A 25,898-nucleotide genomic window follows, 5' to 3' on the forward strand; every position below is an offset into this window, starting at 1 on the left:
GGTTATGTATCAGACACTCGACACCATCTCGCCCCTGTCAAGGGCGGCACCCCCTAAAAACAACTTGAGCAGCATGGGCCACGATAGCGGTTTTCTGATTTGTGTGTGTTACCGGGACCTGTTTTTGCACTCGCCGGGATAATCAATGGATGCCCCCCTGGCAGCGGCGATGCAACGGTTGGCGTAGGTTTCGCCGTCACATCCGCACACCGGCTCCCACAGGCGCGGGCAATCGCTTACCTGCGGACGGGGTTGGCAAACACCCGTCTCCAGAGCGCACTCCCTGAAAAAGCAGTATGCCTCGGCGCCGCACTGATCGTTGTGCCAGCAATATTGCGGCGCACATTCTCCTTTGTAATCGACATTGACGCCGTTGGATGCGGCGACGCAGGCATTGCCGTAAGTTCGGCCGTCGCAGCCGCACACCGGATCCCACACGTGGGGGCAAATCTCCGGCCTGGGAGCGCATTGCCCCACGGCGGCGCATTCTCCCGGTGCCTTGCGACAAAAGGCGTCGCGGGTGTCGCAATCGGTGTTGTCAATGCAGGAATCGGTCCCCTGCAACACCTGCAGGACCGCCACGTAGTCCTTTTTGCCGGGTGGATTCCGCAGCGAATAGGGCGGGAACAGATCATGCAAAACAACCGTATAGCCGGCCACCGGGTGGATTTGGATGCCGGCACCGGCCTGCAATACAAAGGATTCCCGGCGCGCGCCTTTCCAGAACACCAGTTGCAATTCGGCCGTGCCGGGCACAAGGCAGTTTTGTTCGATGGGGCATCGCCGGTCGCTGAGCACCGCGTTGAAGCGGATGCGGATGTTTTCCCCTTTGTTGATTTTGGTCTCCTGGTACTGCAGGCGGAACAGCTCCTCCAATTGAAATTCATCCGCCGGTTGACAAGCGCAGACCAGCAAGACGACGATGGCCGCGGATACGGTTCTGAGAAACATGGGCGGGGCCTCCTTTCTCGGAAAGGGGTTGGGTGAATCGCTGTGTTTTTTCTGGAACGCGAAGCCTGAGCGTGTGGAACGATTGAATCACCTCAACTATGACAAGACAACGGATGGAATGTCAAGTCGCTGTAGAAGATGGCACAACCATCAAGGCCTGAAGATCGCCCACGATTTGCGCATGCCCGGGCCTATAATGAGACAGCGCCGAAAAGATGCTCAAGTTCGGATGCAAAAATGCCGAAAATTAAAAAATATCATTGTTTTTTCACCGGAGCACGCCATGGGCCGATATGATCGAAAAACCAAGAAGGCGCTCATCGAAGAGCTGGAGCGCCGCGACCCGGCGAATGAAATTCACGGTTCATCCGAGGCGCAGGAGCACCCGGCGGATATTTGGCAGAACACCTTTGATGCCTTGCCGGAATTGATTGCGTTGATCGATACGGATCATCGAATTCTGCGGGCCAACCGGGCGATGGCCGCTTGCCTGAATCGAAAAGCGGATGATGTGCGCGGCCTCCGTTGCTATGAAGTGGTGCACGGTCTCGCGGCGCCGCCGGATTATTGCCCCCATGCACAAACGATGAAAACCGGGAAGGCCGTCTGCCGGGAAGTTTCAGAACCGGGTCTGGGCGGCATCTACGATATCACCACCACACCATTGCGCGGGCCGGCAGGCGATCTATTGGGCAGCGTGCATGTGGCCCGCGATTTGTTGTCTCTGAAAAAGACGGAAGACCTGCTGCAAGACAGCGAGGAAAGATACCGCCTTTTGGTGGACCATGCCGTATCGGCCATCGCGCTTCACAAATTGGTGTTCGATGCCGCAGGCAATCCCGTCGATTACATTTTTCTTTCGGCGAATCCGGCTTTTGAAACCCACACGGGGTTGAAGGCTTCCGACGTTATCGGGCGCCGGGCCACCGAGGTGATGCCCGGCATAGAAAACACTCCCTTTATTGAAATTTACGGCCGGGTCGTTGAGACCGGAGAAAGTGTCTGCTTCGAGCAGTATTCCGAAGTGCTCAAGCGCCATTTTATCGTCAACGCATATAGCATTGGCGAACAGCGGTTTGCGGCGACATTCATGGATATCACCGATCGCAAACGGGCGGAAGAGGAGCGGGAGCAGGCCATCGCTTCCCTACGGGATCGCGAGGCGCGTTTGGATCTCCTGATGGCGGCCACCGACGAAGGTTTATGGGAATGGGATGTCGCAACCAACCGCCTGACGTTCAGCGACGGCATGCTGCGTTCCATCGGGTTTGAAGACGGCGATCCGGGATTCAATTTTCAATGGTTTGCCGACCATATCCACAAGGACAGTGTCCACGTTTTTGAAGAAGCGCTTACGGCCTATACGCAAGGGCGAAGCAAGTATTACGAGTTCCAGTACCTCATGAAAACCAAAACAGGCCTTTGGCGTTGGTATTGGGCGCGCGGTGCCTGCATTTCATGGGCTGCGGACGGACGCCCATTGAAATTTATGGGAAGCCATCGCGACATCACTGAACAAAAAAAGATCGAGCGGGAAAAGGAAGCGGCGCTCTCGGCGCTTCGCGCCAAAAGTGAAGAGCTGGACCGCTACTTCACCTCAAGTCTCGACCTTTTGTGCATTGCCGACACCAGTGGTCGATTTTTGCGCGTCAATCCGGAGTGGGGCAAAATTCTCGGATACCGCCCCGAGGATCTGGAAGGACGGGTTTTCCTGGATTTTGTCCATCCGGATGACCTTGCGGCGACACTTGCCGCCATTGCCGATCTTGAGGCGCAAAAGGATGTGCTGAGTTTTGAAAACCGGTATCGTGCCAAGAATGGCGCTTACCGCTGGATTGAATGGCGTTCGAGGCCGCAGGGCAACCTTATCTATGCCGTCGCCCGCGACGTTACCGTGCGCAGGAATATCGAAACAGAGCTGATGTCCGCCAACCGGCGGTTGGAGAAAGCAACCGAGCGGGCGCGCACGATGGCGAGGCAAGCCAAGCTTGCCAATCTGGCCAAAAGCGAATTTCTGGCCAACATGAGTCACGAAATCCGCACGCCCATGAATGCCGTTATCGGCTTGAGCAAGCTGCTTTTGGAAACGTCCCTGGATGAACGCCAGAGGGACCATCTCAACAAAATCATTCTCTCGTCGCGTATGTTGACGGCTATTATCAACGACACTCTGGATCTTTCCAAAATCGAGGCGGGAAAACTTGAACTGGATGCTTCCCATTTCCATCTGGGTCAATTGATCAACCAGATGAAGAGTCTTTTCGATTCGGCCGCCATCGACAAAGGGCTTGAACTGCGTTTTCGGGTATCGCCGGAGATTCCGACCCTGCTGGTGGGCGACGCGTTGCGCTTGGGGCAGGTTTTGGCCAATTTGTTGGGAAACGCCGTCAAATTCACCCAAAAGGGGCGTGTCGCACTCGATATTACGCGGCAATCCGGCAATGCGGAACGCGTCCGGCTGCGGTTTGCCATATCGGACACGGGCATCGGGATGAACAAAACCCAGATCAAACGGCTTTTCAAACCGTTTGCGCAGGCGGACAGTTCGACGACCCGCAAATACGGCGGCACCGGGTTGGGTCTGTCGATCAGCAGCAAACTGGTTGAACAAATGGGCGGAAAGATTGCGGTTGCGTCAACGCCCGGAGCCGGGAGCGTCTTTTCCTTTGAATTGGATTTGCCTGTTTCGCGCAATGCGGATTCCGGGCGCGCCTTCCGCGCCATATCGCAGACGGCGGTTGCTGCAGGGCCGGCCAAAGCAGATATCCCCGATCTGGGCGGGTACACTATTTTGCTCGTGGAGGATAACGCGCTCAACCAGGAGGTGGCAAGGCATTGGCTGGACAAGACCGGCGCGGCAGTGGCGGTGGTCGAAAACGGGGTCGCAGCCGTGCGGCGCGTTCAGGAACAGCCCTGCGACTTGATCCTGATGGATCTTCAGATGCCGGGGATGGATGGCTTTGAGGCAACCCGACACATCCGCGCCGAATTCCCGCACTTGCCGATAGTGGCGTTGTCGGCGGCGGCCATGGAGGAAGACCGGCGCAAGTCCCACGGGGTCGGGATGAATGCGCATCTGGCCAAACCGATTGATGAAAATGAACTGTACCGGGTGTTGGCTGAATACTTGAAAGGCGACGTCACGCAAACGCAGGCAAACTTCAGGGCAAGCGGTACCAACGCCGTGCCCTCCGGGACCGTGGAAGGATTCGATTTCGCTCGCGGGCTTCGCTCGGCCGATGGTGACGAGGCGTTTTATCAACGCTTGCTGAGGCACTTCCAACGGCAACTTGACGGAGAATTCTCCTTGCTTGCGGATCTGCTCGATCAACCGCATGACGGTGAAGCGTCCCGCCTGATTCACGCGCTCAAAGGCATAGCCGGGACAGTCGGACACCAACGGCTGTTCACAATTACAACCGCCATCCATGACCTTTTCAATAAGAACCGGCCGATCCCGGAAGATGTTCGCATGGAATTTCGCGCCGCCATGCAGGACGTCAAAACTCGATTGGCGGATTTGCCGCCGCTGTCTGCCGACCCGCGCCATGTCGGTCCGGATGAAGGCCGACGGGCAATGCAAAATCTTTTGCGCGTGCTCCAAAACAGCGAGTATGTCGAGGAAGGTTTGCTCGAAATGGTGTGCGATTATATCGACGCCCGCATAGGGCAGGGGGCATCGGCAACGCTTTTCGAGTTGGTTGAAAATTATGATACGGATCCGGCGGCTGAAAAGCTCATGGAGCTGGCGCAGCAAACGGGAGAACAATTAGGGTGAGTGATTTGGCATTGCAGGAAAAAGCGACCATCTTGGTGGTCGATGATCAGCGTTCCAATTTGATGGTCTTGTCGAAATTGCTCAAGGACGACTACCGTGTTTTGGTTGCCAACAACGGCGCCAAGGCACTGGCGCTGTCAACGGGCGACCACCCCCCGGTTCTCGTTTTGCTCGATATCGAGATGCCCGGCATCGACGGCTACGAAGTCTGTCGGCGACTCAAGGCGAATGAGAAAGCCAATGCCATCGCCGTCATCTTCGTAACGGCGCGCGACGCCGCGGAAGACGAAGAAAAAGGACTGCGCCTCGGAGCGGTGGACTATATATCAAAGCCCTTTCACCCTGCTATCGTACGTGCGCGGGTGCGCAATCATATCGAGCTTAAGATCAAGACCGATCTGCTTGAGAGCCTTTCCAATCAGGATGGCCTGACCCGGATTCCCAACCGTCGCCATTTTGAAGATCGCATACAGGCCGAATGGTCGCGCGCCAACCGGGGCGACAAATGCTTGTCGGTCATCATGATGGATATCGACCATTTTAAATCGTACAACGATCACTACGGCCACGGCGCGGGCGATGACTGTCTGCGCAGGGTTGCGATGCTTCTGAAAACGACGCTCAAAAGACCCATGGATATGGTTGCCCGGTATGGCGGAGAAGAATTCGTGGCGCTTTTGCCGGACACCGACCCAAACGGCGCTCGCTATGTCGCCGAGCAAATGCGGTCCATGGTTGAAGCGGCCGCGATACCTCACGACCAGTCGCCGACACAACCTGTTGTAACCCTCAGTTGCGGCGTGGCCAGCTCCGGCGGGCAATCCCCGAAATCCGATGTGGCGGCCCTGCTGCAATGCGCCGATCAGGCTCTCTACAGAGCCAAGCAGCAGGGGCGCAATCTGGTTCACGCCTGCACCACCTGATCAGTAATCGCGTTTGCAGTGCCGTTACTTCCATCACCCATTCCCCTGTCAAGGCGGTCACGGTTTTCGATAGGGTTGTATGCGCAGCGTGACCCGTCAACGCCTTGACAAGCGTTTTGATTCCATGTTGAGTGTCCACTTCGGAATTGTACGTTTGCGGTTCATTGTGAGGTTGTAGGGGTTTTCATTCAGGGGTGCGGTGCAGCTGCCTTGCAGGTGGTGGATGAGTGATGATGCGGTGATGGTTGCAAGCGGCATCACCCGGATGAATGGCGATGAGGGACGAACGGTCAAGGGAGCTTTGATTTGGCGCATAAAGGTCGAGGCAAAGGTACAAGGAAAGCGGCCGCCGGCACCAAGCGGGTGCAAAGGAGAGGCGCCGCGCCTTCGACAAAGGCAACGTCCGCCGTAGACGAAGCGGACATGACGCGACTGGAGTTTTTTCGACACGCTTTTGCGTTGATGCCCGGTGCCGATGATCGTTTTCCCGCCATCGCCGTGATGGCGCCGGCCCGCAAGGGCCTTGCAGGGTATCGGGCCTGTTCCTGTGCCGTTGCGCGGCAAAAAAGGTGCGTCCATCTGAAGGCCCTCGAGCGCATCCGGCGTGCGTTCGTGGACCGCTTCGAGCAGGGTGACCCGGCCGAGGCGTTCCGGCAAAGCGTCTGGTATCGATTGGCCGCGATCTTGGCGGAGCGTCGCGGCGGGGCGCCGGATTCGGTCGGCGGTGTCATCGGCGACAGAGAGCGCGATGATGGGGATCTGTGCTTGGTGGACCGGTCCGGTGACTTGCTGCTGGTCTATCAATCGGCCGGATCCGACCGGGAACGCTTGGTGGATCGGCTCAGGACCCGCGCCGACGAGAGCGTGGTGCCGTCACGGGGCGATGTGCTGCGGGATCTGACCCGATTGACCATGACGGACGACGAACGCCTGTTGTGCGAACGGGGTATGCGGACGGTGCGCCAGGCGTTGGAGGAGAGTTTCTGGCATCGTTTCGCCTACCACTGTTTCATGGAGTACCATGGGCGGCACACCCTTTTGCAACCCTCCATCGACACCCCCAGCGGCGATTTTTTTCTGACGGCCCGTTTTGATGAGGACACGCCGCTGTTTTATGTCTCGGTGCCTCGCAAGAAAGTCAGAACAGTGTTGACCGATTTGGCCGACGCCTTGGCCAATCAGCATGGGCTGCGGATTGCGCCCCTTTCCCTGGATGCGGTCTTCGATGTGTCGCTCAACGAGGGGTTGGGCCTGGAGATCCGCCCCTTGCTGCGCCTGATTCAGCAAAACGGTGAGCGACGTTTCTTCAAACGGGAGGACCTGACCCGCTACCAATACGGCGATTTGTACTACATCAAGGAGTTGGGCATGCTGGTGGAGGATCGCTATCCCGCGTCGCCGCCGGACTTTACCGAGCCGCTGCCGACGGTGGTGCGCAAGAGTCAGGTGCCCCTCTTTCTGGCGCGCCACGGCGCCGATTTGCAGGGGGAGACGTTTCGTCTGGATGAAAAGGTGCGGCGCTTGCAGATCATGGATCGCTTCGACCAGGTGGAAATCGGCCCCGAGGTCATCGAGCGGGACTGGCTTTGGTTGTCGGTGTCCTACGGCGACGGCAGCCAGTCGGTGTCGTTGCGCGATCTGCTGGCGGCCAAGAAGGCCGACCAGCGGTTTGTGGCCACCGACAGGGGGTGGGTGGACTGTCAAGCACCGGCTTTCGATTTCCTGGACGGCGTGGCCGAGCGCGCGTCCGCCGCTGCCCAAGGCGCGTCAGGGGACTTGGTGGGGCTATCCCGGATCGACGTGCTGCGACTCTTCGCGGGTCGGGACGGCACCATCCAACCGGCAGGTGAAGCAGAGGCGGCCGCGGCCTTGCACAATTTGCTGTCGCTGCAACCGACGGTCCCAATGCCCGCCTTGGAGGGATTGCGTTCCCGGCTGCGGGGCTATCAGCAGCGCGGTGTGGATTGGTTGCGGTTCTTGTACGAAAACCGGTTGGGCGGCCTGCTGTGCGACGACATGGGACTGGGCAAGACCCACCAGGTGATGGCCCTGCTGGTGGCCTTGCGGGAGGCCGGCGGTGTTCCGGCGCCTTTTCTGGTGGTTTGCCCCACGTCGGTGCTCGGCCACTGGGAACAGAAACTGGCTTGCTACGCACCCGGTTTGGCCGTGGTGGTGCACCACGGCGGCGGACGCGATCCGGGCGCCATGGCCGCCGCCGACGTGATTGTGACCTCCTACGGCATCTTGTGGCGCGATATCGAGGCGCTGGGGGCCATCGCCTTCGCGGTGGCTGTGTTCGACGAGATGCAGCAGATCAAGAATGCCGAAACCCGCGCTTACCAGGCGGCGCGGGACATCGTCGCCGACATCAAGCTGGGGGTCAGCGGCACGCCCTTGGAAAACCGGCTGAGCGATCTCAAAGCGTTGATGGATATCGTGCTGCCCGGCTACCTGGGAAGCGACGAGGATTTCAGGGCGCGGTACCAAGTGCCCATCGAACAGGAGCATGCCTCCCGGCGGCAGGAAGCGTTGCGCCGCCTGATTCACCCCTTCACGCTGCGCCGGCTGAAAAAGAGCGTGCTGCACGAGCTGCCGGAAAAAATCGAAGATCTGCGCACCTGCCGCCTCAGCGAGCAACAGGTCAAGCTCTATCGCGACGCCGTCGAGCAGCGGGGGCGCGACCTGCTGGGCGCCTTGCACGACGCGCAGGCGGTGGTGCCCTATATGCACATATTCGCCTTGCTCCATCTGCTCAAGCAGATTTGCGACCATCCCGCCCTGGTTGAAAACGCGCCCGACCAATACGCCGATCATGCTTCGGGCAAATGGGATCTTTTCACCGAACTGCTGGCGGAGGCGCTGGACAGTGGACAGAAGGTGGTGGTCTACAGCCAGTATTTGGCAATGGTGGAGATCATCGCCCGCCATCTGACAACGCTGCAGGTCGATCATGTGGCGCTCACCGGCCGCACCCGGAATCGCGGAGAGCGCATCCGGCGCTTCAACGCAGATCCCGATTGCCGGGTTTTCGTGGGCAGCCTCAAGGCGGGCGGGGTGGGCATCGACCTGGTGGCCGCATCGGTGGTGATCCATTACGACCGCTGGTGGAACGCCGCCCGCGAAGACCAGGCCACCGACCGGGTTCACCGCATCGGCCAGACGCGCGGCGTCCAGGTGTTCAAGCTCATCACCGAAGGCACCTTGGAAGAGAAGATCGCGGCCATCATCCAACGCAAACGCAACTTGCTAGACACCATCGTGCAGGAGGACGACCCGAATCTGGTGAAAACTTTCGATCGCCGGGAGCTGATCGAGATGCTGGCGCTGCCGGCCTATCCATCGTCGGATGGTTTTTGACCCATCACTTCGTTCAGGGTTTGCAGCAGTTTGGCCATGTTGTAGGGTTTTTGAATGAAGCCGGCGGCCTTGGAGAGGATGGTGTCGCCGGTGGGGGCGTCCATGGCGAAGCCGCTGGCGATCAGCACCTTGGTCCGCGGGTCGATCTTCATGATTTCCACCAGGCACTGTTTGCCGCCCATGCCCGGCATGATCAGATCGAGGATCACCAGGGCGATGCGCTCCTTGTGGGCCTTGAAAAGCGCCAGGCCGGCCTCGCCGCTTTCGGCCAGCAGCACGTCGTAGCCGTGCAGGGAGAGCATGTCCCGGGTCAAGTCCCGCAAAAAGAGTTCGTCGTCCACCACCAGCACGGTTTCTCCCCGACCGCGTGCAATGGCCGGCTCGATCTCTTCCCGCGGCGGCGGCACCGGCTCCTTGATGGCGGGCAGGTAGATGTTGAAGGTGGTACCTTGGCCGGGGACGCTTTCGCAATTGATGTGGCCGCGGTGGTTTTTGATCAAGCCGTAGGCCATGGCCATGCCCAGACCGGTGCCGTGACCCTTCTGCTTGGTGGTGAAAAACGGCTCGAACATGTGCTGCTTGACTTCCGGTGTCATGCCGTGGCCGGTGTCGGAGATGGAGAGCAACACATAGTCCTGGATCGTTTCGTCCAGGTGGATGCGACGGAAATTGTGCTCGGGTTGGATGTTGGCGGTGGTGAAGGTCAGGCAGCCGCCTTCGGGCATGGCATCGCGGGCGTTGAGCCCGATGTTGAGCAGCACCTGTTCCAATTGCACCGCATCGGCGTTGACGGTCATGATGGGCTCGGCCAGGTCGAGCCGGATTGCGATCATCTTGGGGATGGTCCGCTCCAGCAGTTTCTTCACCTGCCGCACGGCCTGGTTCAAGTCGGTGGGCAACGGGTGGGATTCGGCTTTGCGGCTGAAGGCCAGCAACTGTCCGGTGAGTTCGCTGGCGCGGCGGGCCGCATTCTCGATGGCCCGCAGTTTGCCGGCGCGGGGATCGGGAGAAGGGGTTTCGGCGATCAGCAACTGGGTGTAGCCGATGATGGCTTGCAGCAGGTTGTTGAAATCGTGGGAGATGCCGCCGGCCAGAATGCCGATGGCCTCCATCTTTTGGGCTTGCAGCAGTTGGGCTTCCAGGTTGCGGGTGGCGGTCATGTCCCGCGTAAAGCCGCACAATCCGGTGATGCGGCCGTCATGGTCGACCAGGGGCACCTTGATGCTGTGAAAGATGCGCGGGCGGCTGCCGATTCGCCACCGCTCGTCCTCTTCCACGATCCGGCCTTGGAGAACGCGCTGTTCAGAACGCTTTACGGCGGCCACATCTTCGGGGTGAAACACCTCCTCGTTGGTACGGCCGATGAAGGCCTCCGCCGCTAGGCCGAACAGTTTTTCCATTACCGGGTTGACCAGGGTGTAGCGCAGCGATTCGTCCTTGAGGAAGATGGCATCCTGGGCGCTTTCCACGATGGTCCGGAAACGCTGTTCGCTTTTGGCCAGCTCACGCTGGGCGCGCTTCAAGGCGGTGATTTCGGTGGTGATGAAAAGGATGCAGTCCTCACCGCGAAACCGCAGGGGGCGGGCGGCCACCAGTGTTTCGAGGGGATCGCCGTTTCTGCTTTTGAAGGTCACCTCCATGCCGTCGACGCCGCCTTGCAAGTTGAAAGTGTTCATGATCCGGGCACGATCAGCGGGGTCGGTATAGAGATCCAGTTCCGTTGCGGTGGCGCCGATCACCTCTTCGCGGCTGTAGCCGGTGCGAGTACAGAAGGCGTCGTTGGCCTCGAGGTAGCGCGCATCGGATTGCCGTGTAACGGTGATGGAGTAAGGCGCGCAGGACAAAATTTGGCGATAGCCGGCTTCGCGCTCCGCCAGATCCCTTTCCATTTGCAGTGCTTCGGTGCGATCCCGGGCGATGCCGAAAAAACCCGTGGGTTCGCCGGCGGCATTGCGCGTCAGGGAGACGGAAATCTCCTGGAAGCTGCGCGAACCGTCCTTGCGGATCAGCTCGCAGGCGTAAACTTTGGCCGGTTGGCCGGATTGGTGGACGGCATTGAACACCTCGAAGGTTTTGGCCGCTGTGTCAGGGGTCATGAAGTCCCGATAGGAGAGGCCCATCATCTCCTCGCGCGAATACCCCAGATTCCGTGCGCTGGTGTCGTTGAAGTAGGTGAGTTGGCCGGTCGGATCGGTTTCGTAATAACCTTCCTCCATGTTTTCGATGATGCCGCGGTGCTTGCTCTCGCTGTCCCGCAGCGCCTTTTCGGTGCGCTTGCGTTCCGTGATGTCGCGGGAAATGCCGCAAAAACCGATGGGGGTGCCCTCGTCGTCGCGCAAAAGGGAGGTGGCGGTTTCCACCGATACCCGCCTACCGTCGGCGTCGATGATTTGGTACTCCATCACCGGGGACGGGTTGCCGGTGCGATAGACCGTCTCGAACATTTCGTACACCCGTTGCACGTCGTCGGGGGCAAGAAAGTCCTTCGGGCGCAGTTGCCGCAATGTTTCCGCCGAACGGCCGTGCAGTCGGGTGACGTATTCGTTGAAAAAGGTGAGGCGGCCGGCGAGATCGCTTTCGAAATAGCTCGCCCGGATCAGCGCCAGCATGCGGTGGAAGTGCGCTTCGGAGGGATGGTGGCGGCGAACGGGCAATTTGCTTTCGATCCCGGAAACGTTCCCGCCGTCGGATCCTGACGGGGCGGGGCTGCCAGGCGGAAGAGCTGCGGTCATATTCATCCCTCCATTTCACTCCGGTCCATGCCTTGACGGCCATCGAACCGGGTCGTGGGGGTTGGGTGGTGTGGAAGCCCTCCTTTTTCCTCGCTCTTCTTTTCCGTTACTATGGCAGCAAATCGCTTGCGTTGTCAATTTTGGTGTTGTGTATGGCGTGCGATGATAATACATATTGGCCATCCGGAAGGAGCGGCCCGCGATCCACGGCCGCCTTTTCCGGTGCAAACGCAAAAAGGGACGCCCATGTCGGTAGTGCCCGTGAACCCGGATCATTCTGATGCCGCTGTACTCAAGCCCGCGGCCACTGAGTCGGGGCGGTTGGAATTTTGGAGGTGTGGTGATGGATGTCAAGAAACTTCTCGAAATGGAACCCTGGCAGTGGCCGGCGGAAACGGCCGACCTGCTGCGTGACCTGCTGGGCCGCAAGGACGCCGACCCTGAAGAACGTCTGGTGGCGGCGGAATTGGCCGGGGATTATGTCGTTATGTGTGATGGCCTCGCCGCGGCACTATTGACCATCCTGAACGATGCCCGGGCACCGGAAGCGCTGCGGGCCACAGCGGCCATCTCCCTGGGGCCGGCGCTGGAGAATGCGGATTTGATGGGTTTTGACGATCCGGAAGACATCCTGATTTCCGAAGCGGTTTACATGGCGGTGCAACAGACCCTGCAGGCACTGTGTCAGGATGAACAGGCACCCAAGGAGGTGCGGCGCCGGGCTCTGGAGGCCGCGGTGCGCGCCCCCATGGATTGGCAGCAGGATGCGGTGCGCAAGGCCTATGGCGCGGGCGACCCCGAGTGGCGGCTGACGGCCGTGTTTTGCATGGCCTATGTGGAAGGCTTTGAGCAGGAGATTCTGGAAGCATTGCAAAGCGAGGATCCCGACATCCGTTATCATGCCGTACAGGCAGCGGGCAATTGGGAGCTGGAAGCCGCCTGGGATGAGATCGTGCCCCTGGCGCTGTCCGATCGGACCGACAAGACCCTGCGCCTGGCCGCCATCGATGCCGTTATCGGCATACGACCGGAAGAGGCCTCCCTGGCATTGACCGAACTGATGGCGGACATGGACGAGGACATTGTCGCCGCGGTGTTCGAGGCCCTGGCCATGCACGGCATCCTGTGGGATGCGGAAGAAGATCTGGAAGATATGGATGATGATGACGACGATGAGGTCCCGCCCCTCTGAAGACGCGGGCTTGCTGGATTCCGCCCGCGTGGGTGCGCCGGTGGCGGTCGGCGCGATCCGGCAGGCGTGGGCCTGGGGCGCCGAACGGTGCGGCATCGGCCGCTCAATGTTTTTTAAGATACTCCAGTAATGCTTCCATTGCGCCGCATTCGTCGAAGCGGGCCAGGGCGCGGCGGATTTCGATGCTTTCCCGGTAGGCCTCCCGGTCCAACAACTGCTCCTCCTTGCGGGTGCCCGACTGGTGAATGTGGATGGCCGGCCAGATGCGCTGCTCGGCGCAGGCGCGGCTCAACACCAGGTCCATGTTCCCGGTGCCCTTGAACTCCTGGTAGATGATGTCGTCCATGCGGCTGCCGGTTTCGATCAGGATGGTGGCCACGATGGTCAACGAGCCGCCGTTTTCCACATTGCGGGCGGCCCCGAAGATCTGGCGCGGAATTTCCAGGGCCTTGGCGCCCAGGCCGCCGCTCATGGTCTTGCCGTGGCTGGGGGTGTCGGCGTTGAAGGCGCGGGCCAAACGGGTCAGCGAGTCGATGAACACAACGGCGTCGCGGCCCGCTTCCGCATGGCGGATGGCGCTGTTCATGGCCAGGCGGGTGATGCGCATGTGCTGGGCGATGTTCTGATCGGCCGAGGAGAAGAGCACGTGGGCCTTTTCCAGGCGCCGCCGGAAATCGGTGACCTCCTCCGGACGCTCGTCCACCAGCAGGACGAACACGCGGGCATCGGGGTGATGGGTGGTGATGGCATTGGCCATATGTTGCAGGATCGTGGTTTTGCCGGTTTTGGGGGGCGCGATCACTAGGCCGCGCTGCCCCCGGCCCATGGGTACGATCATGTCCAGGGCCCGGCCCATCAGGTCGCCGGGGCCCATGGATAGGCTGAAGCGTTCATCGGGGTTGATGCTGATCCGCTCCTGCAGCAGAGGCGGGGCGTTGTAACGTGCCAGCGGCACGCCCTCGAGCGCATCGATGGTGTTGAGCCGCAAATTGGTGCTCTTGGTGTCTTTGCGTTTGCCCTTGCCTTCGATGAACAGCCCTTCCCGCAATTGGTACTGGTTGATCAGGGGAGCGGGAACGAAGGTGTCGGTGGGCTTGGGTTGGAAGTTGGTCGCCAGGTCGCGCAAAAAGCCGTAGCCCTGGTCCATGATTTCAAGGTGTCCTTGTACCGGTGTCAAACGTTCTCTCCTGATTCATCCGCTGTTGGCGCGGGTTTTGTGAAGGGTTTGGAGCAGTCGGCTGTTTTCGCCGCGATCCAGATCGTCCAGGGCGAATCCCAGGCTGATTTCCAATAAATCCGATTTGTTTTCGATGGGCAGGCCGGCGAGCTTCATTTCGTGAAAGCGACGGTTGAACCGTGCCAACAAGGCTTCGGTCAGATAAAACCCCGCCTTCTTTTTGGGTTGGGGGGATGCCGCCGCTGCGCGGGTTGCCGTGCGCACCGGATCCAGCGTGTGTTCTTCAAAAAAATCGGGGGACCTGTTGCGCTCGGATGCCGTCATCGATGAGCCTCCTGGTCAGTTTACGGTAGTCTTGGGCGCCGGTGGCACGCGGGTCGAATTCGAAAATCGTTTGGCCGGCCGAAGGGGCCTCCGACAGTCGCACGTTGAGCCGGATCGGATGGCAGATCTGCTTGGTGAACAGCCGTTTGAGCTTTTTGTAGAGATCGTAACTCTGCCGCGTGCGACGATCGAATAGGGTCGGCAGGATGTATTTGAGTCCTAAAGGGTTGTTTAATTTCTGTGCTGAAATGAGATACTGGAAAAAGGTTTTCAACCCTTCGATGGCCGGCCCCTGCAGCGCCACCGGGCAGAGCACCTCGTCGACGGCCATCAGAATGTTCACGCTGAGAAGGTCCCATCCCGGTGCGCAGTCGAAGATCAGGTAGTCCAGGGCGTCCCCCTTGGGCACCAGGGCCTTGCGCAGCAGCGCGTGGCGATTCTCCCGGGGTTGTTCGCCGAGCCAGTACTTGAGCTCCACCAGCTTGATGCCGCCGTCCAGGATCCAGAGATTGTCACGGGCGGGATGCACCGCTTCCCGTTTGCTCACGGTGTTCCCCTGCGCATCCCGACCGGTGATGAACTCGTATAAACCATATGGCGGTGTGACCCCCAAAAAGCGGGCCACTTGGCCCTGGGTGTCACAATCCACCAGCAGGACGCGGTGCCCCTGCAGGGCCAGATCGTGGGCCAAGTTCACCGCCGTCGTGGTTTTGCCCACACCGCCTTTGGCCATGGCGATGGCGATTTTTCTCATTTACAGGGAATTTCCTCGAGGTGGGCGATACATGGCGCCGTTTGGGATCGGATTTCAGGGCGATGACGCGGCCGGGCCCCTGACGGTCCCAGCCGTGACGGCATTGTCTTCGTACATGGTAGAATTCAGATGTTCGGGTAATACACGACATCCGGGGCGAGGGCAACCCTTTTTCCGCGACTGCTCAAGGAATGGGCAGCGGTGCCGGTTCGCACAACAACTCCGGGTTGACGGCGGTCTGACCGCAGTTGCGGCACTGCCATCGCGCCGTGTGGGTTTTGGTGTGGCAGTCCTTGGGGGGCATTGTTCCCTTGACGCCGCACCAATCGCTCTTTTTCCCGAGGCCTTGCACCTTGCAGAGGTTGTTGGGGTCCAAGGCCACTGCGCCGCAATTGGCGCAGATATAGGCCGGCGTCTCTTTGGGTACCGGTATGTGTTTGGCTTGAGCCATGGGCGGTCTCCTTTCGATACGATTCGCAATGTCGATAATATAACCACAATCCGACAGAGTCCAATGGTCGGCGTGAACAGATGCATGGTCGTCGTTGGGTGTTGTTCGGTGTCATCCTGGGGCACGGTATGGACGGTGCGAGAGCGACGTTGGGTTGAGCGTGATGGCGTGGCTCGGATCGAAATTAACAAAAGGGGTGGCGGCGCATTGGATGGCCGACACCCCTTTCGTGGAAAATTCTCTAATCCAGCCGGGTTGTGAAGACGGGGATTCCTTCGGTGTGCTTTTTGAAGATGGCCAGGAATTCCGGTTCCTCGAAATGGACTTTCACCTTTTTGGCTTCGGCCTCGTCCAAGGCTGCGTTGCGGGCGGCGATCCAGCGTTCCTGCAAGGCGATGGCATCGTTGTTCCACTGGTCGTCGGCCTCCGTCCACTGACCGATCTCACGCAGGTAGCGGATGGTGCCTTCGGCCACCGGATAGGGATTGTGGTTCAAGAATTTGCGGAAATGGTCGAGGGACATCCGCTTGGCGATGGCATGCACATCCTTGTAGTCATCGAAGGATTCGTGGAGCCATTTGGCGACCCGGTACACCATCTCCTGGTCCAAATCAGGCCTTGTGTAGTAAAGAAAGGCGGATGCGAGACCGTCCACACCAAGGGCGGACTTCACACCGAAATCCATTGTTACGGGAATGACCGTCGGGCGAAAATCCATGAACCGCTGCCATCCCGCCTTGTCATCGAGGGGCAGGGCCAGCCAGCGCAATCCGCGGGGGTGGGCCTCCATCTCGAAGGTGATGGAGCTGATGGGGGTCACGTAGGCTACATCCGCCCGCCCATCGGTAATGGAGCGGCAATTGTCCGGGTAACTGCCCGCGGGTACGAAGGTCCAGTTGGCGGCGGCCTCTTCTTTTGTCCAGCCGAGAAAGGCCGGCAACGCTTCTTGAACGGCAACCATCATGGGCGGTGACTGGGTCGAAAGGGCTACCCGGACCCCCTTCTTTTTCAGATCGTAAACGGTCTTGATATCCGAGTCGCCCCGCACCACAAAACTCCAGGGGGTGTCGTTCTGAAACCACAATATTCGGGTGGGCATGGCCCGCTGGGTCTTGTAGCCGTCCTGACCCTCCATGGACGCCGCGCCGTCGGCGATGGAGATGGAGGCCATTTCGAACTCTTTGCTGATGGCAAAGCGCATGTAGCGACGCAGCTCGCTGTCCTCGGGCACCACCCGGATGTTGACGCCCGTGTCGTTGCGCAGCAAGGGGGCCCAGCCGTTGGTGGATGCGAAGCTGGCGCTCTGGGTGGTGGGGGTGGCGATGCGAAACATCGGCGGCCATTTGAAATCGTTGCCGGCTTTTTGCTGTGCCAACGCGGTTGCACTGAAAACCAGAACCAGGATCATCAGGCAACTGATGATCGCGCCGAAAAGGACACTTTTTTTCATTGTTCTCTCCTCTGGGTTGGGATGTTTCGTACGGTCGACCCAATGGTCACGGGCGCCGGACAATGCCATGGTTGGTGCAAGAAACGGGTGATGTCGCGAAGCTTGATCAGCAACATGCACAAAATCGGTATCGAGCATGGGTTGATGGGTCGATCTCTTTGTTTGTGTGTGCCCGTGATGGATCAATTGCAATCTATCATGAATTTTCAGGGTTCGACAATAAAAAATCCATATTCATTTATTTGGCTTTGCAAAATAGTGTTTGGTATTGTGGAACATTGCGAATTGCTGAGATGCGAGATGCCGGTGATCGCGGGGCGTTGCGGGCTGCAGGCGGAGATTTCGGCGCCGGACCGCCTGTCAAGTCGGTCCGGCGCCGTTGGAGGGCAATGGCGGGAATCAGGGTTCAGGCGACGGGCTGGGTTCGGTTGCCCCCGCCTTACGATGGTACAACAGCAGCGCCACCACCAGGATGGCGGACAACACCAGCCCGACGACGGTGATGCGCGGCGTGGGAAAGCTGAGCAGGAATCCGGCGCCGACCAGGGGTAGGCGCATCCAGAAGGGCACCTTGCCGACACCCAGCAGGTACCCTTCGCTGCCGGCGCAGATCAGCATGATACCTAGAATGCAGGAAGGCAGCACATAGGTCAGAAGCCACAAATTCCCTTGCAGCACCAGGGCCGGTTGAAAGATGAAGAAGAAGGGCACGAAATAGATGACGATGCCCAGCCGCATGGCGGTCATGGCGGTTTTCATCGGTGCCGCACCGGCGATGGCCGCGCCCAGAAATGCGGCCGCGGCGACCGGCGGCGTGATACCGGCCAGCATGGCGTAGTAGACGATGAACAGATGCACGGCGATGGGGTTCAGATCACCGATGGCGATGATCGCCGGGGCCAGGGTGACGGCCAGGAAGATGTAGGCCACGATCATCAGACCGGCCATACCCATGATATAGCAGGCGATGATACCCAGCAGCAGGATCAGGAACATGTTGCCGCCGCCCAAGGCCAGCAGACCGGAAGTCATGGAGCCGGTGACTCCGGTGATGGTCAGGGCGCTGACCACGAAGGCCACGGGCAGGATGAGGGCTGCTGTCTGGGTGATCAGCTCGCCGATGCGACGGATGGTGGCGAACAGTTTGGCCGGCGTCATCCAGGTGTTGCGGTTCAGAAAGGAGAGCCCGATCATCAACAGGGAGGCGTACCACGGCGCCAGGTACTCCCAGCGCATCACCAGCAGGCCCCAGATCAGGAAGATCAGCACGGTCAAAAAGGGCCAGCCCTTGCGAAGCACGGACCACATGGAAGGGATCTCTTCCTTGGGCAGTCCTTGCAAATCGGTTTTGGCGGCATAGGCATCCACTTGCAGCAGCAGGCCCAGGTAGAACAAGAAGGAGGGGATGATGGCGGAGACCATGATGACCCGGTATTCCACGCCCACGGTGACGGCCATCACGAAGGCGATGGCGCCCATGACCGGCGGCATCAGGGTGCCTCCGGTGGAAGCGCACGACTCGATGGCGCCCGCATAGTGGGGCGGGAAACCGGTTTTTTTCATGGTGCGGATGGTGATCGACCCGGTGCCGACGATGTTTGAAAAGACACTGCCGCTCAAGCTGCCGAAGAAACCGCTGGCCACCACGGAGACCTTGGCCGGGCCGCCGCGGAATTTACCGAAAATGGAGTTGGCCAGGTCGATGAAGAAATCGCCCGCCCCCGTGGCCAACAATACACCGGCGAAGACCAGAAAGCCGAGAATGATTTCGGCCACAATCTTGGTGGTGATTCCCATCATGCCCTCGGAGCGGAAGATGTGGGACTCCATGGTGCTGTCGAAGGTGTAGTTGATGCCTCGGAGCAGACCCGGAAAGGAGTCCGCCGCCAAGGGGTACATGCCCAGCAGCAGCACCACCAGGAAGAAGGGGATGCCGCCGGCGCGGCGCGCCGTCTCCATCATCAGCACCCAGATGACAATGCCCAGGGGGATGTTGCTCCATCCCATCAGGATCATGTCGCGGCTGTTGAGGAAAAAATAGAAACAGATGCCCAGGGAAACCGCCGCCAACAAAAGATCATACCAGGGCGGCGGACCGGATCGTTTGCGCGCCGGCAGGTAAATGAAAGTAGCCGCGGAGAAGATGCCGATGAACAGCCAATAGTACTCCGCCTCCAGAAACACCTTGCCGCGGAAGGTGAATCCGAAGATGTGGTAGACGGCCAGCAATATTCCCGCGATCGAAAGGATGGAAAAGAGGATGCTTTGCCAGCTGCCCAAGGCGCCGAGGCGCGCCACTTGGGAGGTTACTTTTTCAACGCCCTTGTTTTGATCCATTTGTCCTCCAATTGTTCGAACTTCCCATTACCGATGGGCGGACGCCAAGGCGACGTTACACGGATGGTTTATAAAAAAAGGGCGGCCCCTTGGCGGACCGCCCCCATTGATACGGGCTATTGAAGACGGGTCTTGAACACAGGGATGCCTTCGATGTGTTTGTTGAAAATATCGAGATACTCCTGGTTTTCGAAATGGATGCGCACTTTCTTGGCCTCGGCCTCGTCGATGGCCGCGTTGCGGGCCGCCACCCAACGATCCATCAGGGCGATGGCCTCGTTGTTCCACTGGTCGTCCGCTTCGGTCCACTGCCCGATTTCCCTCAGGTAGCGGATGGTGCCTTCGGCAACGGGCAACGGCGAGGTGTCGAGAAACTTCCTGAAATGAGACAGGCTCATGCGCTTGGCGGTGGCATGCACATCCTTGTAAGTGTCGAAGGATTGATCGAACCATTTGGCCATGCGGTAGATCATTTCCTGGTCGACGTCCGGACGGGTGTAATAGAGAAAGGCGGATCCGATGGCATCCGTGCCGATGGATGACTTGGCGCCGAAATCGATGGTGATCGGCACGGCCATGGGCCGGATCTCCAGGAAGCGGGCCCAACCTTCCGTGTCTTCCAGGGGCAGGGCGATCCAGCGCAACCCCTTGGGGTGTGCCTCCATTTCGAAGCTGATCGAAGAGATGGGAGTGAGGTAGGCGATATCGGCCCGTCCGTCGGGGATGGTGCGGCAGTTGTCCGGATAGCTGCCCGTGGGTACGAAGGTCCAGTTGGCGGCGGCTTCTTCTTTTGTCCAGCCGAGAAAGGCCGGCAGCGCTTCCTGCACCCCGATGGTCATGGGCGGCGATTGCGAGGCGACGGCCACCCGGACGCCCTTTTTCTTCAGATCGTAGACGGTTTGCAGTTCGGAATCGCCCCGCACGGCGTAGGACCACGGGGTGTCGTTCTGAAACCAGGTGATGCGGGTGGCTTGCGCCCGTTGGGTCTTGTAGCCGTCGTGGCCTTCGGTGGAAGCGGCCCCTTCGGCGCTGGAAATGGAGGCCAGCTCGAACTCCTTGGACAGGACGAAGCGCATGTAGCGGCGCAATTCGCTGTCTTCGGGCACAACGCGCACATTGACGCCCACGTCATTGCGCAGCAAGGGGGCCCAGCCGTTGGTGGCGGCGAAGCTGGCGCTCTGGGTGGTGGGGGTGGCGATGCGCAACATGGGCGGCCATTTGAAATCGTCCTTGCCTTGTTGAGCGAAAACAGGGGAGCTGAAAAGCATGAACAGCACTGCGAGACAAGCGATTACCAATCCTACTGAACGACCGTTTTTCATTCCTTGCTCCTTGAACTATGTGTTTAATAATTCCCGTCAACCAGATGACGGGGCATCGACGTAACGATTCGCACGGCATCGTCCATGATGCCGTCGACCAGGGTCTTCACCTTTGGCAGATCCTCCACCCGCTGGGCGCACTCGCCGCCGGCCATCATGGCATTTTCGCGGTCACCGGTGCAGACCGCCCGGATGGCGTCCCGCTCATACTGAATCAGGTCGGGCGGAACGGTGGTGAAATCGTCGGGCACACCGGAGAAGACGCCGGGGGATTTGGTCAGGGTGTTTTGCAGATGTTGGACGCTGGAGGGGGTTTTGAGCCAACGGGCCGGCCCCACGATGCCACGGGCCACCAGGGTGCCGCGATCTTCGGTTTTGACCACCTGTTCCTTCCAGAGCGGATGGAAATCACTCTCTTGGGTGGCCAGAAAACGGGTGCCCATCTGGGCGCCGGCGGCACCCATGGCCAGGGCGGCCGCCAGGGTTTTGCCGTCACAAAAACCGCCGGCGCCGACCACCGGCAGATCGGGGTCGCCGACGGCATCCACCACGGCGGGCAGCAGCACCATGGAGTGCACCGGCTCCCAGGCGATATGAAATCCGCCCTCATGGCCGGAGGCCACGATGCAATCGACGCCGGCTTTTTTACAGCGCAGGGCGCCCTTGACCGAGGGCACCACGTGCAGCCAGGTGAACCCGGCGTTCTTGATTTTCTCGCGCCACGGCACGGGATCGCCGGCCGAGGTGAAGATCACTTTGAAGTGGTTCTTCATATCCGGATTCTCTTCCCGCACCCGGATGGCGGTGTCAATCAAAATCTTGGACTTGTCCACCAGCTCGGCGGAGACCATGACATTGATGCCGAAGACGCCGCCTTGATCCTTTGTCAGGCGGTAGGTTCGCTTGAGCACCTTTTCCAGGACGGTGGCCATGTCGTCGTCCATGTCGGCTTCGCCGCTGTCCACAAAGGCCTTGTAGATCCAGGGCTGGTCGGTTTTACTGAAAATGCCGCTGGTGGACAACAACCCCAGTACTCCCGCGTTGGCGGCCGCCACACACAAATTGTTGTTGCTGAAAGGGCCCATGCCGGCCTGGATGATGGGGTGCCGGATGCCTAGCAGTTCAGTCAGTCGGGTTTTAAGCATGGATGCTTCTCCTTCATTGGGTCCGGGGCGCCCCGACGCAAGCGCGACCACCGGCCATTTGTGTCTCTTTGCGGTGTAGATGGGGCCGCTCTCCCTGCGTGGAGGATGCACCTCGCGGGAAGAGCGGCCCTTGGTTTTGTGCAAAGAGAGTTATGGGTTAGTCTTTCTTTTTGGCCAACACCTCACGATCGCCGTCGCTCATGCCGGCGATATGGCGGACCAGCTTTTTGCGGGACTCGATGTCATATTGGGTGGTGATGGCGATCTGTTCCATGACCGGGGAACCGCCGCCATGGAAGCCGCCCACGTTGTGAATGCCGCCCTTGGCGGAACAGAGGGCATCACCCAGGTAGCGCCAGAATTGGGCCTGGTCTTCCACCGGCATGTTCGGGTTGCGCTGGGTGTACTTGAGCAGCAGGTCCTTGGTTTCCGGGTTCATGAAGTCTTTTTCGTGGGGGAAAGTGGCAACGACGCCACCGGCGATGTCGCACAGAATTTCGGCTTCGCGGAAGACCGATTCGCCCGTCAGGCAGCGGCCCACGTTGCAGTAAATGGAGTGGGGGATGTAGGAACCGGGGCCGTAGGGCACCAGGCCCTTGCCCGGCATGAAGACTTTCGGGCTGCCCAGGTCGGAGGCGGTGTACCCCGCCGCATAACCCAACTCGGTGATCATGATCAGTTCGGACAATTTTTCGCGGATATGGGAGGCCTTGTGCACATTGTTGACCTCGGCGGCCAGGGCCGCGGCGCCCAAAACGATATCGCCGATGGCCGGCTTGCACCCGGAGTAGGAGTGGCGATGGAAGAGGGCGAAGAGCAGGGCGTTGATGCCGCCGTGCTGGTGTTCGCCGGCCAGAAAGACCCGTTCCCAGGGAATGAAGCAGTTTTCGAAAATCATGTAGGAGTCTGTGGAGCCGGGCATGAAACCCCGTTTGAAGTGCTCGCGGGGCCGGAAGTTGTGGATGGTGGCCACCTGGGTCAAGCCGTCCCAGTCGCCGGGCACCGCGAAGGCCACGGCGTAATCTTTGTCCTCGGGCCGCAGGGCGCGGGTGGGCACCACCATCACCTCATCGGCCACCGAGGCCTCGGAAATGTGCAGCTTGCACCCTTCCACCACGATGCCGTCCTTGAGGCGCTCCTTGATATAAACATAAGCGCCCGGATTGGGTTGGTCGGCGGGGCGCAGCATGCGGTCGCCCTTGACGTCGGTCTGGGCGCAGCAGCCCACCAGGTCCTCGGTCTGAAAACGGGTGAGCCATTTCTTGAAATTCTCATGATATTCGGTGGCACCGTTGTTCATCTTGTCCGCCTCGTAGGAGACGTTGTAGATGGCGTTGACGGCGTCGATGCCCATGCAGCGTTGAATGCAGCCGCCCACCTTCTGGCACAGCATGCGGGTCATGTCCTGTTTCTTGTGCAAATCGTCGGTGTTTTGATGGATATGGGTGAAGCGGTTGATGCGTTCGCCGGTCAGGTGGGAAATTGCGGTCATCAACTCCTGGTTTTCCGGTTTGGCGGCCTCATCGAAGGTGGTGCCCATAACATTGAGGCAGTTCATTTGCATTTCATCGGTGCGATCGATAAGTTCACCGTTGAAATAGATGTTGCGTTTCATTTTGGATAGACCCTGGATGTACTCTTCTTTGGTCCGCATTGCTGAAGCTCCTTGAATTATAAGGGTTTTTTGGTATCGGGCCGACCGTCGCCCGGCAAAGGGCGATGCGGTTGCCATGGCTGACAATATTCGACGAAGTCTCGAATGGCTCGGGATCGTTCTGCTGTGTTCCGTTCTCGGCTTGCCAGATGCATGCCATCGGCTGTGGCCAGAAGAGGCAAATCCATAACCTGTTCTATTGAAAGAACAAATAGAACGAATGGTTCATGGAGTGAATGAAATTAAGGCGCGCTGGGATTTGCAATGTTGCAATACCTGAATTGGAATCAGTTAATTGATGACCGAAATTCAGGGGTATTTGCATTATTGCAATATTTGCAATAATGCAATCATACGGTGAGGTGGTATTTGGCCACTTTGCGATAGACCGTGGTATAGTCCACGCCCAGTACTTGGGCCACCTTCTGCCACGACTTGTGTTCCTTGTAGGTTTCCTTGAGCAGGTAGGTTTCGGTTTCGGCGACCGCCTCCTTGAGGCGACTGCCCACCTTGGGCAGCGGCCGTTTGGGTTGGATGAAGGCCGGCAGGTCGTCGGTCGTCACCCGCGGCGCGCCGGACATGACCATCATCCGCTCCACAACATTTTTGAGCTCCCGCACGTTGCCGGGCCAATCGTAAGCCACCAGGCGGTCCATCACTTCCGGCGCGATGGTCTTGCTGAAATTGTGGTGCCGGTTGAAGGCATCGACAAAGTGGTAGACCAGCGGCGGAATGTCCTCCCGACGTTCTCGCAAGGGCGGCGTGTGGATGGGCACCACCATCAGACGGTAATAGAGGTCCTCCCGGAAACGTTTTTCCATGAGCATCCGGGCCAGATCCTTGTTGGTGGCGGTGATGATGCGGGCATCGACGGGGATGGGACGGGTGCCGCCCACCCGGAGCACTTCCTTGCTCTGCAACACCCGCAATAGTTTGGCTTGCAATGCGAGGGGCAATTCGGCCACTTCGTCCAGAAAGAGGGTTCCGGTGTGGGCCAGTTCGAACATGCCCGGCTTGCCCTCCTTTTTCGCGCCGGTGAAGGCGCCGCCTTCGTAGCCGAACAGTTCCGATTCCAGGAGCTGGTCGGGGATGGCGCCGCAGTCGATGGCGATGAAGGGTTTTTTGTCCCCTCGCCCCAACTGATGGATCAGCCGGGCGATCATCTCCTTGCCGGTGCCGGATTCACCGGTGATCAGAATGGTGGAGTCCACGTCGGCCACCCGGGAGGAGAGCTCCACGATACGCTGCATGTCCGAGCCGCGATAAATCAAATCGGCCGATTTGCTCTGTAATTTGCGCAGTTGCACCAGCTCGGCCATGTAACGCAGCGACAGTTCCTGCTCCTTGTAGAGCCGGTCCCGCAGCCGCACCAGCTCGCTGATGTCCCGGGTGTTGGTGACGATGCGGTACAAATTGCCCGTATCGTCGAATACCGGGTTGCCCGTCGCCAGCACCACCATGGTGTCGCCGTTGGCGGTCTTGATGGTCTGGTTGATGGTCACCCGTTCGCGTTTTTCCATCACCAGCAAGGTGGTGGATTGATCCAGCAATCCTTTGTCCACCAGCTCTTTCATGTTGCGGCCGATGTAGGTCTTGGCCGGTCGGCCGGAGATGCGTTCGCTGGCCTTGTTTATGTTGAGGATGACGCCGTTGCCGTCGGTGATCCAGATGCCGTCGTAGGAGGAGTCGATGATCGCTTCCAGTTCCTTGTTCAGCAGCTTGACTTCGCCCAGCTCACGTTGCGCGACGGTGCAGCGGTTCTGCAATTCGCTGTTGTGCCGGTGCAAAAAGGCCGCATAGGTGGTTAAGGTCACGACGCCGATCGGCGCGCCGGCGTTGTCCACGACAAGTGCCGGCAAATCCTGCGGCGCAAGGCTTTGCGGATCGGCATCGGCGGCAAGTGTGGGTGGATCGGTGTCGATCAGCGGGCGGACGGGGCCGTCCCAGGGCTGCCCGTTTTGCAAAGCGGCCAATAAACGCTGGGTGGTCAGTACCCCCGTTAGGCGCCCTGCCGCGTCGGTCACCGGTAACAATCCTGTATCCGATCCGCACAGCAGGGCGATGGCCTTTGCAATGGCGGCCGTTTCCGGCAAGGAAGGGGTATGCACCAAGATCTCAGCGATCTGCATTCAAGTACCTGTCTGTTGGAAGATGTGTATCCGTCCGGTGTCGTGAAGGCTAAAAGGCTGTGCGTTTCCTGACGGTTCACAGTTCGCATAATGTCTCAATTGCGCAGGCGGATGTCAATGTTTGTGCGGGATGTAGATAGTTTAAAGCGTGGAAGGCCCGATGCGTGGAAATCCCCATCTGCTCGATCACCCCCTACCATCTATAACCGACAGAATTCCTTA

Annotated in this window: 16 protein-coding genes; 4 read left to right on the forward strand and 12 right to left on the reverse strand. The window is 59.4% G+C overall.

Going from position 1 to position 25,898, the window contains the following annotated elements:
- Positions 1 to 108: 108 nt before the first annotated feature.
- Entirely contained in the window at positions 109 to 951 is an 843-nt protein-coding gene (locus MRX98_RS05125; RefSeq protein WP_246903641.1) for a Kazal-type serine protease inhibitor family protein, read from the reverse strand.
- On the opposite strand from MRX98_RS05125, the gene MRX98_RS05130 reads away from it, so the two are divergent.
- From MRX98_RS05130 to MRX98_RS05140, 3 genes are all read left to right on the forward strand, one after another.
- Positions 923 to 4,729: a PAS domain S-box protein gene (locus MRX98_RS05130; RefSeq protein WP_246903643.1), complete on the forward strand. Its 3,807-nt coding sequence runs from the start codon at positions 923 to 925 to the stop codon at positions 4,727 to 4,729. The genes MRX98_RS05125 and MRX98_RS05130 overlap by 29 nt on opposite strands.
- The gene (locus tag MRX98_RS05135; RefSeq protein ID WP_246903645.1) at positions 4,726 to 5,652 is read left to right on the forward strand and encodes a GGDEF domain-containing protein; all 927 of its coding nucleotides are present in this window, start codon (positions 4,726 to 4,728) and stop codon (positions 5,650 to 5,652) included. The genes MRX98_RS05130 and MRX98_RS05135 overlap by 4 nt, the downstream gene beginning before the upstream one ends.
- Before the next feature lie 423 nt (positions 5,653 to 6,075).
- Positions 6,076 to 9,009, forward strand: coding sequence for a DEAD/DEAH box helicase (locus MRX98_RS05140; protein WP_246903648.1), 2,934 nt, complete (start codon positions 6,076 to 6,078; stop codon positions 9,007 to 9,009).
- On the opposite strand, the gene MRX98_RS05145 is transcribed toward MRX98_RS05140, so the two are convergent.
- A complete protein-coding gene (locus tag MRX98_RS05145; protein WP_246903650.1) occupies positions 8,985 to 11,741 on the reverse strand; it encodes a hybrid sensor histidine kinase/response regulator in 2,757 nt (918 codons plus the stop codon). The two genes, MRX98_RS05140 and MRX98_RS05145, sit on opposite strands and share 25 nt — an antisense overlap.
- 343 nt (positions 11,742 to 12,084) lie before the next feature.
- Between MRX98_RS05145 and MRX98_RS05150 the strand changes: the two genes are divergently transcribed.
- Positions 12,085 to 12,933 (forward strand): HEAT repeat domain-containing protein, encoded by an 849-nt coding sequence (locus tag MRX98_RS05150; protein WP_246903652.1) that lies wholly within the window; start codon positions 12,085 to 12,087, stop codon positions 12,931 to 12,933.
- Between the two features lie 103 nt (positions 12,934 to 13,036).
- Here MRX98_RS05150 and rho read toward each other — a convergent pair whose 3' ends face one another.
- The 10 genes from rho to MRX98_RS05200 all read right to left on the reverse strand — a co-directional run bounded on the left by rho (position 13,037) and on the right by MRX98_RS05200 (position 25,676).
- A complete protein-coding gene (gene rho, locus MRX98_RS05155; RefSeq protein ID WP_246903655.1) occupies positions 13,037 to 14,110 on the reverse strand; it encodes a transcription termination factor Rho in 1,074 nt (357 codons plus the stop codon).
- A gap of 15 nt (positions 14,111 to 14,125) precedes the next feature.
- Positions 14,126 to 14,434: a hypothetical protein gene (locus MRX98_RS05160; protein WP_246903657.1), complete on the reverse strand. Its 309-nt coding sequence runs from the start codon at positions 14,432 to 14,434 to the stop codon at positions 14,126 to 14,128.
- Positions 14,394 to 15,188 (reverse strand): ParA family protein, encoded by a 795-nt coding sequence (locus MRX98_RS05165; RefSeq protein WP_281432206.1) that lies wholly within the window; start codon positions 15,186 to 15,188, stop codon positions 14,394 to 14,396. The genes MRX98_RS05160 and MRX98_RS05165 overlap by 41 nt, the downstream gene beginning before the upstream one ends.
- A 184-nt stretch (positions 15,189 to 15,372) precedes the next feature.
- Positions 15,373 to 15,639: a hypothetical protein gene (locus MRX98_RS05170; protein WP_246903658.1), complete on the reverse strand. Its 267-nt coding sequence runs from the start codon at positions 15,637 to 15,639 to the stop codon at positions 15,373 to 15,375.
- Positions 15,640 to 15,880: 241 nt separating this feature from the next.
- The gene (locus MRX98_RS05175) at positions 15,881 to 17,089 is read right to left on the reverse strand and encodes a TAXI family TRAP transporter solute-binding subunit (RefSeq protein ID WP_246903659.1); all 1,209 of its coding nucleotides are present in this window, start codon (positions 17,087 to 17,089) and stop codon (positions 15,881 to 15,883) included.
- A 399-nt stretch (positions 17,090 to 17,488) separates the two neighbouring features.
- Entirely contained in the window at positions 17,489 to 19,426 is a 1,938-nt protein-coding gene (locus MRX98_RS05180; RefSeq protein WP_246903660.1) for a TRAP transporter permease, read from the reverse strand.
- A 116-nt stretch (positions 19,427 to 19,542) separates the two neighbouring features.
- Entirely contained in the window at positions 19,543 to 20,748 is a 1,206-nt protein-coding gene (locus MRX98_RS05185) for a TAXI family TRAP transporter solute-binding subunit (RefSeq protein ID WP_246903661.1), read from the reverse strand.
- A 23-nt stretch (positions 20,749 to 20,771) separates the two neighbouring features.
- Positions 20,772 to 21,893: an NAD(P)H-dependent flavin oxidoreductase gene (locus tag MRX98_RS05190; RefSeq protein WP_246903662.1), complete on the reverse strand. Its 1,122-nt coding sequence runs from the start codon at positions 21,891 to 21,893 to the stop codon at positions 20,772 to 20,774.
- Positions 21,894 to 22,050: 157 nt separating this feature from the next.
- Positions 22,051 to 23,547: a 4-hydroxyphenylacetate 3-hydroxylase family protein gene (locus tag MRX98_RS05195; protein ID WP_246903663.1), complete on the reverse strand. Its 1,497-nt coding sequence runs from the start codon at positions 23,545 to 23,547 to the stop codon at positions 22,051 to 22,053.
- Positions 23,548 to 23,897: 350 nt separating this feature from the next.
- Positions 23,898 to 25,676: a sigma 54-interacting transcriptional regulator gene (locus MRX98_RS05200; RefSeq protein ID WP_246903665.1), complete on the reverse strand. Its 1,779-nt coding sequence runs from the start codon at positions 25,674 to 25,676 to the stop codon at positions 23,898 to 23,900.
- Positions 25,677 to 25,898: the final 222 nt, after the last annotated feature.

The organism is Desulfatitalea alkaliphila (genome assembly GCF_022968795.1).
In the GTDB taxonomy this organism is placed as follows: Bacteria; Desulfobacterota; Desulfobacteria; order Desulfobacterales; family Desulfosarcinaceae; genus Desulfatitalea; species Desulfatitalea alkaliphila.